We start from the raw sequence: 15,114 nt of genomic DNA, 5'->3' as shown, positions 1-15,114 counted from the left end.
CCCCACCCCGTGGCCGAAACCCATCAACCACCGTGCGGCAGAAGAGACTTCACGCAGAAAACGCGTCGGCGCTCGCCCCCCAACTGGTCGGGGAAGGGGGCGAGCGCCAGGAGACCGCATTGGCCCGACGACGCTGGCGGGGGCAGCGGGTTGAGCTCCCGGCAATGCGGTGCCGGGGGTTCAGGGGGCCGGTCGGACCGTCAGACCACGAGCGGGCGGTCGGTGGGCCGGATCGGGGCCGGAAGCGGGGTCTTGCCACCGAGGTACTTGTCCACCGCCGCGGCGGCCGAACGGCCCTCCGCGATGGCCCAGACGATCAGGGACTGGCCACGGCCGGCGTCTCCGCAGACGTACACGCCATCGACATTGGTGGCGAACCGGCCGTCGCGGCCAATGTTACCGCGCGCGTCGAGGTCCACCCCCAGCTGCTCGACGAGCCCGTTCTTCACGTCCGTCCCGGTGAAGCCCATGGCCAGGGTGACCAGCTGCGCCGGGATGGCCCGCTCGGTGCCGGGGACCTGCTCGAACTTCCCGTCCTTGAACTCCACCTCGACGAGGTGCAGCTCCTGGACGTTGCCCTCCTCGTCGCCGCTGAGGTGGGTGGTGCTCACGGAGTAGATCCGCTCGCCGCCCTCCTCGTGCGCGGAGGTGACCTTGTACGTCATCGGCATGGTCGGCCAGGGCTGGTGCCCGGGCCGGTCCTCGCCCGGGCGCGGCATGATCTCCAGCTGGGTGACGGAGGCCGCCCCCTGCCGGTGCGCGGTGCCGACGCAGTCGGCGCCGGTGTCGCCGCCGCCGATGACGACGACGTGCTTGCCGTTGGCGCTGACCGGCGACTCGACGAAGTCGCCCTCCTGCACCTTGTTGGCCAGCGGCAGGTACTCCATGGCCTGGTAGACGCCCTTGAGCTCGCGCCCGGGCACCGGCAGGTCGCGGGCCGTGGTGGCGCCGGCGGCGACGACGACGGCGTCGAAGCGCTCGCGCAGCTGCTGCCCGGTGATGTCCTCGCCGACGTGGACGCCGGTGCGGAAGCGGGTGCCCTCCGCGCGCATCTGCTCGACGCGGCGGTTGATGTGGCGCTTCTCCATCTTGAACTCGGGGATGCCGTAGCGCAGCAGGCCGCCGATGCGGTCGGCGCGCTCGTACACCACCACGGTGTGCCCGGCCCGGGTGAGCTGCTGGGCGGCGGCGAGGCCGGCCGGGCCGGAGCCGACGACGGCGACGGTCTTGCCGGAGAGGCGCTCGGGGATCTGCGGGGTGACGCCGCCGCGGTCCCACGCCTTGTCGATGATGGTGACCTCGACGTTCTTGATGGTCACCGCGTCCTGGTTGATGCCGAGCACGCACGCGGACTCGCACGGGGCCGGGCACAGGCGGCCCGTGAACTCCGGGAAGTTGTTGGTCGCGTGCAGCCGCTCGATCGCGCCGACGAAGTCGTCCCGGTAGGCGAGGTCGTTCCACTCGGGGATGAGGTTCCCGAGCGGGCAGCCGTTGTGGCAGAACGGGATGCCGCAGTCCATGCAGCGGCCGGCCTGCTTGGTGATGATCGGCAGGAGGCTGCGTTCGACGTAGACCTCGTTCCAGTCCCGCAGACGGACGTCCACGGGACGGCGCTCGGCCAGCTGCTTGGGCGTGGTCAGGAAGCCCTTGGGGTCAGCCATGTGCCGCCTCCATCATCTTGCGAGTGGTCTCGGCCTCGGAGAGGCCATCGCGCTCAGCGGCGTCCTTGGCGGCGAGCACTGCCTTGTAGTCGGTCGGCATGATCTTGGAGAAGCGGGAGACCCCGCTGCCCCAGTCGGCCAGGAGTTCGGCGGCGACGGTGGAGCCGGTCTCCTCGTAGTGCTGCTGCACGGTCTCGCGCAGCCACTCGCGGTCGTCGGCGGTGGGGGCCTCGATGCCCACCATGCCGTCGTTGACGTTCGCGGGGCGCAGGTCGAGGACGTAGGCGATGCCGCCGGACATGCCGGCCGCGAGGTTGCGCCCGGTCTCGCCGAGGACGACGACCCGCCCGCCGGTCATGTACTCCAGGCCGTGGTCGCCCACGCCCTCGACGACGAGGGTGGCGCCGGAGTTGCGGACGGCGAAGCGCTCACCGGCCTTGCCGCGCAGGTGGATCCGGCCCGAGGTGGCGCCGTAGCCGATGGTGTTGCCGGCGATGACGTGGTTCTGCGCGTCGTTGCCGATGGCCGCGGCCTCGCGGGCCGGGCGGACGACGACGACGCCGCCGGACAGGCCCTTGCCGACGTAGTCGTTGGCGTCGCCCTCCAGGCGCAGGGTGACGCCGCGGGGCACGAAGGCGCCGAACGACTGCCCGGCGGAACCGGTGAAGGTGACGTCGATGGTGCCCTCGGGCAGGCCCTCGCCGCGGTAGCGCCTGGTCACCTCGTGGCCGAGCATGGTGCCGACCGTCCGGTTGACGTTGCGGATCGGCAGCTGGATGCGGACGGTCTCGCCGCGCTCCAGGGCGTCCTCGGCGAGGGTGATCAGCTGGTTGTCGAGGGCCTTGTCGAGCGCGTGGTCCTGCGTGGTGGTGCAGTGGCGCGCGGCACCCTCGGGCAGCTCGGGGACGTGGAAGAGCGGCGCCAGGTCCAGCCCGGCGGCCTTCCAGTGGTCGACGGCGGCCTGGGAGTTGATGTGCTCGGCGTGGCCGACGGCCTCCTCGATCGAGCGGAAGCCCAGCGAGGCCAGGATCTCCCGGACCTCCTCGGCGATGAACTCGAAGAAGTTGACGACGAATTCGGGCTTGCCGGAGAACCGGTCGCGCAGCACCGGGTTCTGGGTGGCGACGCCGACCGGGCAGGTGTCCAGGTGGCAGACGCGCATCATGATGCAGCCGGAGACGACGAGCGGGGCGGTCGCGAAGCCGAACTCCTCGGCGCCGAGCAGCGCGGCGATGACGACGTCGCGCCCGGTCTTCAGCTGGCCGTCGGTCTGGACGACGATGCGGTCGCGCAGCCCGTTGAGCAGCAGGGTCTGCTGGGTCTCGGCGAGGCCGAGCTCCCAGGGGCCGCCGGCGTGCTTGAGCGAGGTGAGCGGCGAGGCGCCGGTGCCGCCGTCGTGGCCCGACACGAGGACGACATCCGCGTGCGCCTTGGAGACGCCCGCCGCGACCGTCCCGACGCCGACCTCGGACACCAGCTTCACGTGGATGCGGGCGGCCGGGTTGGCGTTCTTGAGGTCGTGGATCAGCTGGGCGAGGTCCTCGATGGAGTAGATGTCGTGGTGCGGCGGCGGCGAGATGAGGCCGACGCCCGGGGTGGAGTGCCGGGTGCTGGCGACCCACGGGTAGACCTTGTGGCCGGGCAGCTGGCCGCCCTCGCCGGGCTTGGCGCCCTGGGCCATCTTGATCTGGATGTCGTCGGCGTTGACCAGGTACTCGGAGGTGACGCCGAAGCGGCCGGAGGCGACCTGCTTGATCGCCGAGCGGCGCTCGGGGTCGTACAGGCGGTCCGGGTCCTCGCCGCCCTCACCGGTGTTGGACTTGCCGCCGAGGCGGTTCATCGCGATGGCGAGGGTCTCGTGCGCCTCGCGGGAGATCGAGCCGTAGGACATGGCGCCGGTGGAGAAGCGCTTGACGATCTCGGAGACCGGCTCGACCTCCTCGACCGGGACGGCCTCGCGGCCGAGCGCGTCGAGCCGGAACAGGCCGCGCAGCGTCATGAGGCGCTCGGACTGCTCGTTCACCCGGTCCGTGTACTGCTTGAAGATGTCGTACCGGCGGTTGCGGGTGGAGTGCTGGAGCCGGAAGACGGTGTCCGGGTCGAACAGGTGCGGCTCGCCCTCGCGGCGCCACTGGTACTCGCCGCCGATCTCCAGCGCGCGGTGCGCGGCGGGGATGCCGGAGGCCGGGTAGGCCTTGGCGTGGCGGGCGGCGGTCTCCTTGGCGATCTCGTCCAGGCCGATGCCGCCGAGCTTGGTGGTGGTGCCGGCGAAGTAGCCGTCGACCAGCTCGTGCGAGAGGCCGATGGCCTCGAAGACCTGGGCGCCGCGGTAGGAGGCGACGGTCGAGATGCCCATCTTGGACATGACCTTGAGCACGCCCTTGCCGAGCGCCTTGATCAGGTTCCGGATGGCCTTCTCGGGCTCGACGCCCTGGATGAAGACGCCCTGGGCGACGAGGTCCTCGACGGACTCCATCGCCAGGTACGGGTTGACCGCGCCGGCGCCGTAGCCGACCAGCAGCGCGACGTGGTGCACCTCGCGGACGTCACCGGCCTCGACCAGCAGGGACACCTGGGTGCGCTGCTTGGTGCGGATGAGGTGGTGGTGGATCGCGGAGGTGAGCAGCAGCGAGGGGATCGGGGCGTGCTCGGCGTCCGAGTGGCGGTCGGAGAGCACGATGATGCGGGCGCCGTCGGCGATCGCGGCGTCGGCCTCGGCGGCGATCCCGGCCAGGCGCGCGGCCAGGCCCTCGCCGCCGCTGGCGACCTTGTAGAGGCCGGACAGCGTGACGGCCTTGAGGCCGGGCTGGTCCCCGTCGGCGTTGATGTGGACGAGCTTGGCCAGCTCGTCGTTGTCGATCACCGGGAAGGTGATGCCGACCGAGCGGCAGGCGGCGGCCTCGGCGGCCAGCAGGTTGCCCTCGGGGCCGAGGTTGCTGAGCAGCGAGGTGACGAGCTCCTCGCGGATGGCGTCCAGCGGCGGGTTGGTGACCTGCGCGAAGAGCTGCACGAAGTAGTCGAAGAGCAGGCGCGGCTTCTCGCTGAGCGCGGCGATCGGCGAGTCGGTGCCCATCGAGCCGAGCGCCTCGGCGCCGGTCTTCGCCATCGGCGCGAGGATGACCCGCAGCTCCTCCTCGGTGTAGCCGAAGGTCTGCTGGCGGCGGGTGACGGAGGCGTGGGTGTGGGCGATGTGCTCGCGCTCGGGGAGCTTGGCGAGCTGGATCTGCCCGGCGGTGACCCACTCCTCGTAGGGGTGCTCGGCGGCCAGGCCGGCCTTGATCTCCTCGTCCGGGACGATCCGGTTCTCGTTGAGGCAGACCAGGAACATCTTGCCGGGCTGGAGGCGGCCCTTCTGGACCACCTTCTGCTGGTCGAGGTCGAGGACGCCGACCTCGGAGGAGAGCACGACCAGGCCGTCCTCGGTGACCCAGTAGCGGGCCGGGCGCAGGCCGTTGCGGTCGAGCACGGCGCCGATCCGGGTGCCGTCGGTGAAGGTGACGCAGGCCGGGCCGTCCCAGGGCTCCATGAGGTTGGAGTGGTACTGGTAGAACGCGCGGCGGGCCGGGTCCATGGTGGCGTGGTTCTCCCACGCCTCCGGGATCATCATCAGCACCGAGTGCGGCAGCGACCGGCCGCCGAGGTGGAGCAGCTCCAGGACCTCGTCGAAGGAGGCCGAGTCGGAGTGGTCCGGGGTGCAGACCGGGAAGATCCGGCTCAGGTCGCCGGGGATGACGTCGGTGGCGAGCTGGGACTCGCGGGCGCGCATCCAGTTGCGGTTGCCCTTGACCGTGTTGATCTCGCCGTTGTGCGCGACGAAGCGGTACGGGTGGGCGAGCGGCCAGCTCGGGAAGGTGTTGGTGGAGAACCGCGAGTGCACCAGGCCGATGGCGGACGCGTAGGTGCGGTCCGACAGGTCGGGGAAGAAGGGCTCCAGCTGGCCGGTGGTCAGCATGCCCTTGTAGACGATGGTGCGGGCGGACAGCGACGGGAAGTAGACGCCGGCCTCGCGCTCGGCGCGCTTGCGGACGACGAAGGCGATCCGGTCGAGCTCGATCCCGGCCTTGTCGGCGTGCGACAGGAAGACCTGGCGGAAGCGGGGCATCACGCTGCGCGCGGTGGCGCCGAGGAGGTCGGGGGTGACGGGCACGTCGCGCCAGCCGAGGACGGTGAGGTCCTCCTCGGCGGCGATGGCCTCGATCTGCGCGACGGCGGCGGCGGCCGCCGCGTCCTCGTCCGGCAGGAAGGCGATGCCGACGGCGTAGGAGCCGGCGGCCGGGAGCTCGAAGGAGACCTTGCCGCGCAGGAAGGCGTCCGGGATCTGGGTGAGGATGCCGGCGCCGTCGCCGGAGTCGGGCTCGGCGCCGGTGGCGCCGCGGTGCTCCAGGTTGCGCAGGACGGTCAGCGCCTGCTCGACGATGGTGTGGTCGGCGATGCCGGTCAGCGTGGCGACGAAACCGACGCCGCAGGCGTCGTGCTCGTTTCGCGGGTCGTACAGGCCCTGAGCAGCAGGTCGCGCATCCGGAACGAGCGCGTACGGCGGGCGGGCGGCGCCGGCCTGGGGCTCGTTTGCGGAGTGCATGGATGCAGACAGCATCGGCTCTCCCGTCGTCGTCTTTCGGCAAGTTGGTGCACGTAGGGACGACGTTGGCCCTGATGCGGTGAAACGATTTCGTGCAAGTTACATGATGCCCAAGATCCCGGGAAGCGGAATGCCTCGTCCGCATGGTGGACGGATCCGCAGGTCACGGGGTGGGTGAAGGGACGCGCCACAGTGCACGTCCCGACGATTGTGCCCGGCGGTCGGCCGCCCGAAACAGGGGCGAAACCGGACCGCCACACGAGGCGATCAAGGTCGCCTGCGAATCCTTTCCCGGGGCCGCGTCGCAGATGCGAATCTGCGGCTCCAGGGCTCGGATGGTGAGACTAGGCCAGGCCATGCGCGACGGCCATGTGCGGAACGTCACGCATTCACCGGCATAGTCATGCAAGGGTCTGTGTCATCCCACAGCCCGCCGCCCGCCTCCCCGGGTCAGCCCACGTGCCCGCCGATGAGCCAGCCCAGCAGGTACGTCACCCCCGCGGCCGCGCCGCCCAGCACGAGCTGCCGCAGCCCGCTGTACCACCAGCTGCGCGCCGTCACACGGGCCACCACGGCGCCGCAGCCGAACAGCCCGGCCGCCGCGAGCAGCATGGCGGGCAGCAGCGTCGTCGCGCCCAGCAGGTACGGCAGGAGCGGCAGCAGGGCGCCGAGCGCGAAGCACACGAAGGAGGACGCGGCGGCGACCAGCGGCGAGGGCAGGTCGTTGGGGTCGATGCCCAGTTCCTCGCGGGCGTGGATCTCCAGCGCCTGGTCCGGGTTCGCGGACAGCTGCCGGGCCACCTCGTGGGCGAGGTCCGGGTCCACCCCGCGCGAGACGTACAGCTGGGCGAGCTCGGCCAGCTCCCCGTGCGGGTTGCGGCTCAGCTCCAGCCGCTCGGCCTCGATCTCGGCCTGGACGAGCTCGCGCTGCGAGGCCACCGAGGTGTACTCCCCCGCCGCCATCGAGCAGGCACCGGCCGCCAGCCCGGCGAGGCCGGTGAGGATCACCGTGCCGTTGGACGCCGCACCGCCGACCACACCGGTCATCAGCGCGAAGTTGGAGACGAGGCCGTCGACCGCACCGAACACCGCGGGCCGCAGCCAGCCGCCGTTGACGTCCCGGTGGTGGTCCGCCGCGGGTATGCGGGGGTGCTGCCCGGCCTCGGGCTCAAGGATGGTCGCGCTCACGGTTCTGCCCCTCCGTCTTCGTTCGTCTGACTCGAACGTAGCCGGGTTGACCTGGGCATTTCCAGCAAAGTAAGGCTGTCCGAACAGCACTGAGGCCACCCTTCGCAGGCGGTGCGAAGGGTGGCCTCAGTGCGGGGAACGCCCCAGGTCAGATCGGGTTCTCGACGTCCTTGCCGGCCTTCTCGGCGGTCGCGGCGGCCTTCTCGGCGCCCGGCTCATCGTCCGCATGCCGAGACAACTCGGCGGTCTCACCGGCTCCGGCGACCTTCTCGGACGGGGCGGCCTTCTTCTCGCCCGCCTCTGCCGTGCCCGCGGTCTCGGCCTTGCCCGACCCCTTGGCCTTGCCCGAACCATCGGCCTTGCCCACGGTCTCGGCCTTGCTGGCGGTCTCGGCCTTGTCCGCGATCGCGGCCTCCTCCTCGTGCGCGGCCGGGTCGATGCTCGCCGGGTCCTCGCGGCCGGGCCGCTTCTTGCCGACGATCAGGAAGTACGCCACGGCGCCGATGAACACCACGATGGACGTCCAGTCGTTCAGCCGCAGGCCGAAGTAGACGTGCGCCTCGTCGACCCGCAGCCACTCGGTCCAGAACCGGCCCACCGTGTACGCGGCCACGTACAGCGCGAACGCCCGGCCGTGGCCCAGCTTGAACCGCCGGTCCGCCCAGATCACCAGCAGCGCGACCCCGATGCACCACAGCGACTCGTACAGGAAGGTGGGGTGGTAGGTGGCGGCATCGGGCGTGGCGGCCGGACGGTGGGCGGGCGCGATCTCCAGGCCCCACGGGAGCGTGGTCGGCCGGCCGAACAGCTCCTGGTTGAAGTAGTTGCCCCAGCGCCCCATCGCCTGCGCGAGCGCGATGCCCGGCGCGATGGCGTCGGCGTACGCGGGCAGCGGCACGCCCCGGCGGCGGCAGCCGATCCAGGCGCCGACCGCGCCCAGCGCGACCGCGCCCCAGATGCCGAGGCCGCCCTCCCAGATCTTGAAGGCGTTCCAGGGGTTGCGGCCGTCGCCGAAGTACAGCTGGTGATCGGTGATCACGTGGTACAGCCGGCCGCCGACGAGGCCGAACGGCACGGCCCACACGGCGATGTCACCGACCGTGTGCTTGGCACCGCCCCGGGCGACCCAGCGCTTGCTGCCGAGCCAGACGGCGACGACGACACCGAGGATGATGCAGAAGGCGTAGGCGCGCAGCGGGACGGGTCCGAGGTGGAGGACGCCCCGCGACGGGCTGGGAATGAAGGCGATATCCATGACAGCTCCGACGCTACAGGGTCGGCGGCCCCCGCCGGACACCCCAGGGGTCACAGAAACCGAACAACAGGGGGCGGGGCCGCCCACGACGGCCGGCCGCCGCCCCCTCCGGACGGGGAGGGGACGGCGGCGGCGGGCGGCGCGGGAGGCTCAGCCGGCGTTCGGCGACGGGTTGTTGGCCTCCGAGGCGGCGCTGGTGGGGGCCGGCGTCTGCCCGTTGGTGCCCGGGGTGCCGGGCTGCTTGCCCTGGTTGGCGGCGTCCACCCACTTCGCCAGGTTCGCCGGGGTGATCTCCTCGGTGCCGTTCTTCGGGTAGATCGGCTGGCCGTTGAGCAGCACGGTCGGGGTCGACTTGAAGCTGGACTTGTCGAAGTCCTGCTGCACCGCGGACACCCACCCGCCGAACTTGTTGTCGTTGACGCAGGCCTCGAAGGCGGGCGTGTCCAGGCCGTTGACCTGCTTGGCGAGGTTGAGCAGGACGGCCTTGTTGCCGAAGGCGTCGTTGGTCTCGTCCGGCTGGTTGCGGTAGAGGACGTCGTGGAAGTCCCGGAAGTGCCCGGCGTCCTGGGCGCAGGCCAGGGCGTTGGCCCCGTTCTTGGAGCCCTTGCCGGGCAGCGCGCGGTCGATGAACGAGACGATGTGGGCGTTGGTGTAGATCTTGCCCTGGTCCTCCAACTGGTCGATGGTCGAGGAGAACTCGCGCTCGAACATGCCGCAGGCGGGGCAGCGCGGGTCCTCGTACACCGTGAGGACGGACGGGGCGTCGGCGGAGCCGACCGGGATGACGAGGTTCTTGTCGCCGACCGTCCCGGCCGGGGCGGCGGCCGGGGTCTCCGGCTTGGAGCGCTGGTTCTGCACCACGACGCCGACGACGACCGCGGCGGCGATCACCGCGAGCACCGAGCCGCCGACGATGAGCTTCTTCCTGCGCCGCCCGGCGGCCTCGTCGGCCGCCCGCTGCGCCTGCATCCGCTCGCGGGCGGTGCGCTTGCCTTCTCGGTTCTTCTCGCTCATTGCCTTGACATCCATCGGGGAGGACCTCGGTCGGGGGTTGGGGTGTGGTGGGCGCCGGGCGGTCAGCTGGTCAGCCAGCCGTCCGCCGAGAACTTGGTGCGGGGCCGCCACAGCAGCCACCCGGCCAGCAGCAGGAACCCGGTGTCGCGCAGGATCTCCTGCAGGTACTCGGTCTGCGACGCGTCCACGTGCCCCCCGCCGCCGAAGCACCCGCAGTCGATGGAGATGCCGCGCGCCCAGGCCGAGCCGATCCCGGCGATGAAGGTGAGCAGCAGCAGCACGGAGACGGCGGCGACCAGCCGGACGCCGAGGCCGATCACCAGCAGCAGGGCGAGCGCCAGCTCCAGGAAGGGCAGCCCGTAGCCGATCGGCTTGACCAGCCCCTCCGGCAGGATCTCGTAGGCACGGACGGCCTGGGCGGCCTCCGCCGGGTCGGCGATCTTGGCCAGCCCGGCCCAGCCCCACACCACGGCGAGCCCGAGCCGGACGGCGGTGCCGGCCCACTGCGTCCACACCGGCGCGGGCCGGCGCCCGGGCGGCGCGGAGTCCGCGGACACGGATTCGCCGGGCTGCGCTGCCGGGCCGGCCATCAGGGAACCCCCCTCGGGAAAATCGTTCACTTCCTGACGAACCGTAGGGGATGAAGCCCGGTTTCTCCGTATTCAGGAATTAAGCCGTATGAGTGACGGCTGATGACGGCTCGTCCGATTACGCCCGAACCGTCGTGCGAATGGGGCGGGCCCGGCACGCTACCGGCAGATCAGCGGACGCCCCGGGTCGACGAGGTCCGTCCGGCTCTCGTGGTGCCGGTGGGAGTCCCGCGCGGCGGCCTCCCAGCGGGCCGCCTCGGCGCACACGGACGCGTCCCGCTCGGCCCGCTCGACGGCGGCCCTGGCCAGCGCGTGCCCGACCTCGGAGTGCGCCCCGACGGCGGCGCCGAGGGCCAGGGCGGCCGCCGCCGCCCGCAGCAGGACGGCTCGGTGGAAACACCTCACCGGCTCACCCCTTCGCTCGCCCCCGTGCACGTCGTTCGTGCACTCGTCCCTCCACTCAACGCCCGTCAATCGCGGCTGATGCGTGTGCCCGCCAGTGTTCACCCGTTCGGGTTGCCAGCGGACATCCGATGACGCGTCACCCTCATCCGAAAGGCCGATGACCCCCGTCTCCCGCCCCAAAGCCGACGGCCCGTCGCTCCCCCAGGAGCGACGGGCCGTCAGCCGTCCCTATCGGTCAGCGCGTCAGCGTCGCCGCACGCCCTGCGCCAGTTCGCCGGCCAGGGCACGGACGGCGTCGAGCGCGGCCGGCTCGTCCCCGTCCGCCTCCAGGATCCGCTTCACGAACGCGGACCCGACGATCACGCCGTCCGCGAAGGCCGCGACCTCGGCCGCCTGCTCCGGCGTGGAGACGCCGAGCCCGACGCAGACCGGCAGGTCCGTGGTGGCCCGGGTGCGGGCGACCAGGTCCTCGGCGAGCGAGCCGACCGCGCTGCGGGTGCCCGTCACGCCCATCACCGCGGCGGCGTACACGAACCCGCTGCCGGCCGCGGTGACCTCGGCCAGCCGCTCGTCCTTGCTGCTGGGGGCGACCACGAACACGGTGTCCAGACCGTGCTCGTCCGCCGCCTTGCGCCACTCCCGGGACTCCTCGACCGGCAGGTCCGGCAGGATGCAGCCGGCCCCGCCGGCGGCCGCCAGGTCGGCGGCGAAGCGGGCCACGCCGTAGCGGTCGACCGGGTTCCAGTAGGTCATCACCAGCACCGCCGCCCGCGGGTGCGCGGTGGCGACCTCCTGGACGGTCCGCAGGACGTCCTTGATCCGCACGCCGCCGCGCAGGGCGATGTCGTCGGCGGTCTGGATGACGGCGCCGTCCAGCACCGGGTCGGAGTGCGGCAGGCCGACCTCGACGACGTCGCAGCCGCCCTCGACCAGCGCCCCGATCGCCCGGATGCCGCCGTCGACGGTCGGGAAGCCGGCCGGCAGGTAGCCGATCAGCGCGGCGCGGTCGTCGGCCTTGGCCTTGGCCAGGATGCCGCTGAGCTTGCTCGCCATGTCACTTACCCCCGTCGGCCGCGTCGCCGGCCGCCTCGTCGTACAGGCCGAAGTACTGGGCCGCCGTGTGCATGTCCTTGTCGCCGCGCCCGGAGAGCGAGACCAGGATGGTGGCCTCGGGCCCGAGTTCGCGGCCGAGCTCCAGGGCGCCGGCCAGCGCGTGGGCGCTCTCGATGGCCGGGATGATGCCCTCGGTGCGGGAGAGCAGGCGCAGCGCCTGCATCGCGGCGTCGTCGGTGACCGGGCGGTACTCGGCCCGTCCGGTGTCCTTGAGCCAGGCGTGCTCCGGGCCGACGCCCGGGTAGTCGAGGCCGGCCGAGATGGAGTGCGACTCGATGGTCTGGCCGTCCTCGTCCTGGAGGACGTAGGTGCGCGATCCGTGCAGCACGCCGGGGTCGCCCTTGGTGAGGGTGGCCGCGTGCCTGGGGGTCTCGGCGCCCTCGCCGGCCGCCTCGCAACCGATCAGGCGCACGCCGGCGTCCGGGATGAACTCGTGGAAGATGCCCATCGCGTTGGAGCCGCCGCCGACGCACGCGACGACGGCGTCGGGCAGCCGCCCGGTGCGGTCGAGGACCTGCTCGCGCGCCTCGACGCCGATGACGCGGTGGAAGTCGCGGACCATCATCGGGAAGGGGTGCGGCCCGGCGACGGTCCCGAACAGGTAGTGCGTGGAGTCGACGTTGGCGACCCAGTCGCGGAACGCCTCGTTGATGGCGTCCTTGAGGGTGCGGCTGCCGGACTTGACGGCCACCACCTCGGCGCCGAGCATCCGCATCCGGGCGACGTTCAGCGCCTGGCGCCGGGTGTCGACCTCGCCCATGTAGATCGTGCAGTCGAAGCCGAACAGCGCGCAGGCGGTGGCGGTGGCCACACCGTGCTGGCCGGCGCCGGTCTCGGCGATGATCCGGGTCTTGCCCATCCGGCGGGTGAGCAGCGCCTGGCCCAGCACGTTGTTGATCTTGTGCGAGCCGGTGTGGTTCAGGTCCTCGCGCTTGAGCAGGATCCGCGCGCCGCCCGCCTCGGCGGAGAAGCGGTGCACGTCGGTCAGCGGGCTCGGACGGCCCGTGTAGTCCTTGAGCAGGGCGTCGAGCTCGGCGGTGAAGGCCGGGTCGGTCTTGGCCTTCTCGTACTCCTCGGCGACCTGCTCGACGGCGGCGACCAGCGCCTCCGGGATGAAGCGGCCCCCGTACGCGCCGAAGTAGCCGCGGGCGTCCGGCACGTGTGCGCCGGACTGGTGGTCCTTGTCGGACATGGTGGTTTCCCTTGGGGAGATGACGACAGTGACGTCTCGTGGCCGGTGATCAGCCGAGCGTCCCGCGCCATCGCCGGCCGGGCACCTGCCCGGGCTCGCAGCCGATGACGTAGCGCACCCGCCGCCCCAGCACCCGGCGCGCGGGCGCGCGGCAGCCGCGCGGGCGGCAGCCGGGGGCGAGACGGGTGGCGATCTTCATCTGCTGCGCTCAGTCCTTGTGCCGCACGGCCGGGTGGGCCCCGGCGGCGACCAGGTCGGCGACCGCGGCCCGCGGGTCCTTGCCGGTCACCAGGGACTCGCCGACCAGCACCGCGTCCGCGCCGAGGTTGGCGTAGGAGATGACGTCCAGCGGGCCGCGCACGCCGGATTCGGCGACCTTGACGATGCCGTCCGGGATCGCGTGGACGACGTTGCCGAAGGTGTCGCGGTCGACCTCCAGCGTCTTGAGGTTGCGGGCGTTGACGCCGATGATCCGCGCTCCGGCGTCCACCGCGCGCTTGATCTCCTCCTCGTCGTGCACCTCCACCAGCGGCGTGAGGCCGATCGACTCGGCGCGCTCGATCAGCGACACCAGGGCCGGCTGGTCGAGGGCGGCGACGATCAGCAGCGCGAGGTCGGCGCCGTGCGCGCGGGCCTCCCACAGCTGGTAGGCGGTGACGATGAAGTCCTTGCGCAGCAGCGGGGTGTCCACCGCCGCGCGGACCGCGTCGAGGTCGGCCAGCGACCCGCCGAAGCGGCGCTGCTCGGTCAGCACGCTGATCGCGGCGGCGCCGCCGGCCGCGTAGTCGACCGCCAGGGCGGCCGGATCGGCGATCGCGGCCAGGGCGCCCTTGGACGGGCTGGAGCGCTTCACCTCGCAGATCACCCGGATCCCGTCGCCCTTGAGGGCGGCGACGCCGTCCTTGGCCTCCGGGGCCTTGGCGGCGAGCTCCTTGAGCTCGTCCAGGGAGACCCGGGCCTGCCGCTCGGCGAGGTCCTCGCGGACCCCTTCGATGATCGTGTCGAGCACACTCATGCGTCCACCTCGCTGCGCTCGGCAGGCGCATCGCGCAACACGCACCTGTCAATGGTTCGGTCGCTCCGCTCACTCACGGCGCAGTGCCCCCATCGTTTCTGCTAGTTCAGCTAGCCGGTAGCCGTCGGACAGAGGCCCGTCGGCTCTTCGATGGTATCGGCACCCGGGGGCGCGAACCGCATCAGCCCGGCGCGCGTCTCGCGGACCGGACGCCCCTTGCGGCGGCTCTCAACTGCGACTTCACCGCTTCTCCACCCAGGGCCGGGCGCCCCCGGCCCGGACCGGGCTCCCCGGCTCAGACCAGCGGCGGAGCCAGCCCCGCCCCGACCGGCAGGTTGCGCACGACGGTGAACACCAGCACCAGCAGTCCGATCAGCGCCCAGCGGCGCGCCCCGACCGACATCCGCGGCACCGGGCCGCCGGTCAGCGCGGCCCAGGCCCAGCGCAGCCACATCAGCGCCAGGACGGCGAACAGGAGCACCGCGACGGCGTTGTCGTGCAGCGCGGCGGTGAAGTCCCCGTGGGCCAGCGCGTGGACGCAGCGCAGTCCCCCGCAGCCGGGGCACCACCAGCCGGTCGCGGCCAGGAAGGGGCAGGTCGGGTAGTGCCCGGGTGCGTTCGGGTCCACCACGGAGACGTACACGGCGGGCACGGCCGCGGCGGCCAGTGCGGCCAGCGGCGGGCCCATCCGCCGCAGCACGGGCGGCGGGGCGGAGGCGGCGGGGGCGGCGTTCACGCCCCCGATTGTGCCCGGCGCGGGGGCCGGGGATGCGAAAACGGCGGGCGTGGCGCCCGCCGTTCTGCAGTGCGAAGGGTGTCGTCGTCAGGCGGCGACGGCAGCGCGCGCGGCGCGGGCCTCGGTCTGCTCCTGGACGGACGTGTAGACGTTGGTGCTCGGCTGCTTGCCCATGCCGGCCATCGCCATGGCCTTGCCGACGATGCCGCCGACGAGGACGACCGCGAGACCGGCCACGACCAGCAGCGGCGACGGCAGGATCATCGCGACGCCCGCGATGCCGAAGCCGACGAAGGAGATGACGACGCCGGTCCAGGCGGCGGGGTTGTGGCCGTGTGCTGCTGCTGCCATCGATGGTGCTCCTTG

13 protein-coding genes are annotated in these 15,114 nt (G+C 72.2%); all 13 read right to left on the bottom strand.

The features are described from left to right. Positions 1-200 precede the first annotated feature (200 nt). Positions 201-1,661, bottom strand: a complete 1,461-nt coding sequence (locus tag ACFVSN_RS21435) for a glutamate synthase subunit beta (RefSeq protein ID WP_387591264.1) — start codon at positions 1,659-1,661, stop codon at positions 201-203. After that, positions 1,654-6,240 (bottom strand): glutamate synthase large subunit, encoded by a 4,587-nt coding sequence (gltB, locus tag ACFVSN_RS21430; RefSeq protein ID WP_380440517.1) that lies wholly within the window; start codon positions 6,238-6,240, stop codon positions 1,654-1,656. Before gltB ends, ACFVSN_RS21435 begins: the two co-directional genes overlap by 8 nt. 450 nt (positions 6,241-6,690) lie before the next feature. Beyond that, positions 6,691-7,428, bottom strand: coding sequence for a VIT1/CCC1 transporter family protein (locus ACFVSN_RS21425; protein WP_380440518.1), 738 nt, complete (start codon positions 7,426-7,428; stop codon positions 6,691-6,693). A gap of 148 nt (positions 7,429-7,576) precedes the next feature. After that, on the bottom strand, positions 7,577-8,683 hold the full coding sequence (gene lgt, locus ACFVSN_RS21420) for a prolipoprotein diacylglyceryl transferase (protein ID WP_380440520.1): 1,107 nt from the start codon (positions 8,681-8,683) through the stop codon (positions 7,577-7,579). Positions 8,684-8,833: 150 nt separating this feature from the next. Next, entirely contained in the window at positions 8,834-9,697 is an 864-nt protein-coding gene (locus tag ACFVSN_RS21415) for a DsbA family protein (protein WP_380440522.1), read from the bottom strand. A gap of 62 nt (positions 9,698-9,759) precedes the next feature. Continuing rightward, entirely contained in the window at positions 9,760-10,287 is a 528-nt protein-coding gene (locus tag ACFVSN_RS21410; RefSeq protein WP_387591272.1) for a MauE/DoxX family redox-associated membrane protein, read from the bottom strand. 159 nt (positions 10,288-10,446) lie between these two features. Beyond that, positions 10,447-10,692, bottom strand: coding sequence for a hypothetical protein (locus tag ACFVSN_RS21405; RefSeq protein WP_380440526.1), 246 nt, complete (start codon positions 10,690-10,692; stop codon positions 10,447-10,449). A gap of 243 nt (positions 10,693-10,935) precedes the next feature. Next, the gene (trpA, locus tag ACFVSN_RS21400; protein ID WP_387591276.1) at positions 10,936-11,745 is read right to left on the bottom strand and encodes a tryptophan synthase subunit alpha; all 810 of its coding nucleotides are present in this window, start codon (positions 11,743-11,745) and stop codon (positions 10,936-10,938) included. Position 11,746: 1 nt separating this feature from the next. Further along, complete coding sequence (gene trpB / locus ACFVSN_RS21395; protein WP_387591279.1) at positions 11,747-12,997, bottom strand: tryptophan synthase subunit beta; 1,251 nt, start codon at positions 12,995-12,997, stop codon at positions 11,747-11,749. Between the two features lie 49 nt (positions 12,998-13,046). Next, the gene (gene trpM, locus ACFVSN_RS21390; RefSeq protein ID WP_329928299.1) at positions 13,047-13,196 is read right to left on the bottom strand and encodes a tryptophan biosynthesis modulator TrpM; all 150 of its coding nucleotides are present in this window, start codon (positions 13,194-13,196) and stop codon (positions 13,047-13,049) included. Between the two features lie 9 nt (positions 13,197-13,205). Next, entirely contained in the window at positions 13,206-14,012 is an 807-nt protein-coding gene (gene trpC, locus ACFVSN_RS21385; RefSeq protein ID WP_359963056.1) for an indole-3-glycerol phosphate synthase TrpC, read from the bottom strand. Positions 14,013-14,307: 295 nt separating this feature from the next. Beyond that, on the bottom strand, positions 14,308-14,748 hold the full coding sequence (locus ACFVSN_RS21380) for a DUF2752 domain-containing protein (RefSeq protein ID WP_380440532.1): 441 nt from the start codon (positions 14,746-14,748) through the stop codon (positions 14,308-14,310). Positions 14,749-14,835: 87 nt separating this feature from the next. Next, positions 14,836-15,099 (bottom strand): HGxxPAAW family protein, encoded by a 264-nt coding sequence (locus ACFVSN_RS21375; protein WP_380440534.1) that lies wholly within the window; start codon positions 15,097-15,099, stop codon positions 14,836-14,838. Positions 15,100-15,114 lie beyond the last annotated feature (15 nt).

It is taken from the genome of Kitasatospora sp. NPDC057904 (assembly GCF_042887925.1).
Classification (GTDB): domain Bacteria; phylum Actinomycetota; class Actinomycetes; order Streptomycetales; family Streptomycetaceae; genus Kitasatospora.
This window is presented reverse-complemented; position numbering and strand designations above follow the sequence as displayed.

What these genes read in the sequence shown, in the direction of transcription:
- trpB (WP_387591279.1), bottom strand. Translation starts at nt 12,997, where the DNA reads ATGTCCGACAAGGACCACCAGTCCGGCGCACACGTGCCGGACGCCCGC.
- trpC (WP_359963056.1), bottom strand. Translation starts at nt 14,012, where the DNA reads ATGAGTGTGCTCGACACGATCATCGAAGGGGTCCGCGAGGACCTCGCC.
- trpA (WP_387591276.1), bottom strand. Translation starts at nt 11,745, where the DNA reads ATGGCGAGCAAGCTCAGCGGCATCCTGGCCAAGGCCAAGGCCGACGAC.
- ACFVSN_RS21410 (WP_387591272.1), bottom strand. Translation starts at nt 10,287, where the DNA reads ATGGCCGGCCCGGCAGCGCAGCCCGGCGAATCCGTGTCCGCGGACTCC.
- ACFVSN_RS21435 (WP_387591264.1), bottom strand. Translation starts at nt 1,661, where the DNA reads ATGGCTGACCCCAAGGGCTTCCTGACCACGCCCAAGCAGCTGGCCGAG.
- ACFVSN_RS21415 (WP_380440522.1), bottom strand. Translation starts at nt 9,697, where the DNA reads ATGAGCGAGAAGAACCGAGAAGGCAAGCGCACCGCCCGCGAGCGGATG.
- gltB (WP_380440517.1), bottom strand. Translation starts at nt 6,240, where the DNA reads ATGCACTCCGCAAACGAGCCCCAGGCCGGCGCCGCCCGCCCGCCGTAC.
- lgt (WP_380440520.1), bottom strand. Translation starts at nt 8,683, where the DNA reads ATGGATATCGCCTTCATTCCCAGCCCGTCGCGGGGCGTCCTCCACCTC.
- ACFVSN_RS21375 (WP_380440534.1), bottom strand. Translation starts at nt 15,099, where the DNA reads ATGGCAGCAGCAGCACACGGCCACAACCCCGCCGCCTGGACCGGCGTC.
- trpM (WP_329928299.1), bottom strand. Translation starts at nt 13,196, where the DNA reads ATGAAGATCGCCACCCGTCTCGCCCCCGGCTGCCGCCCGCGCGGCTGC.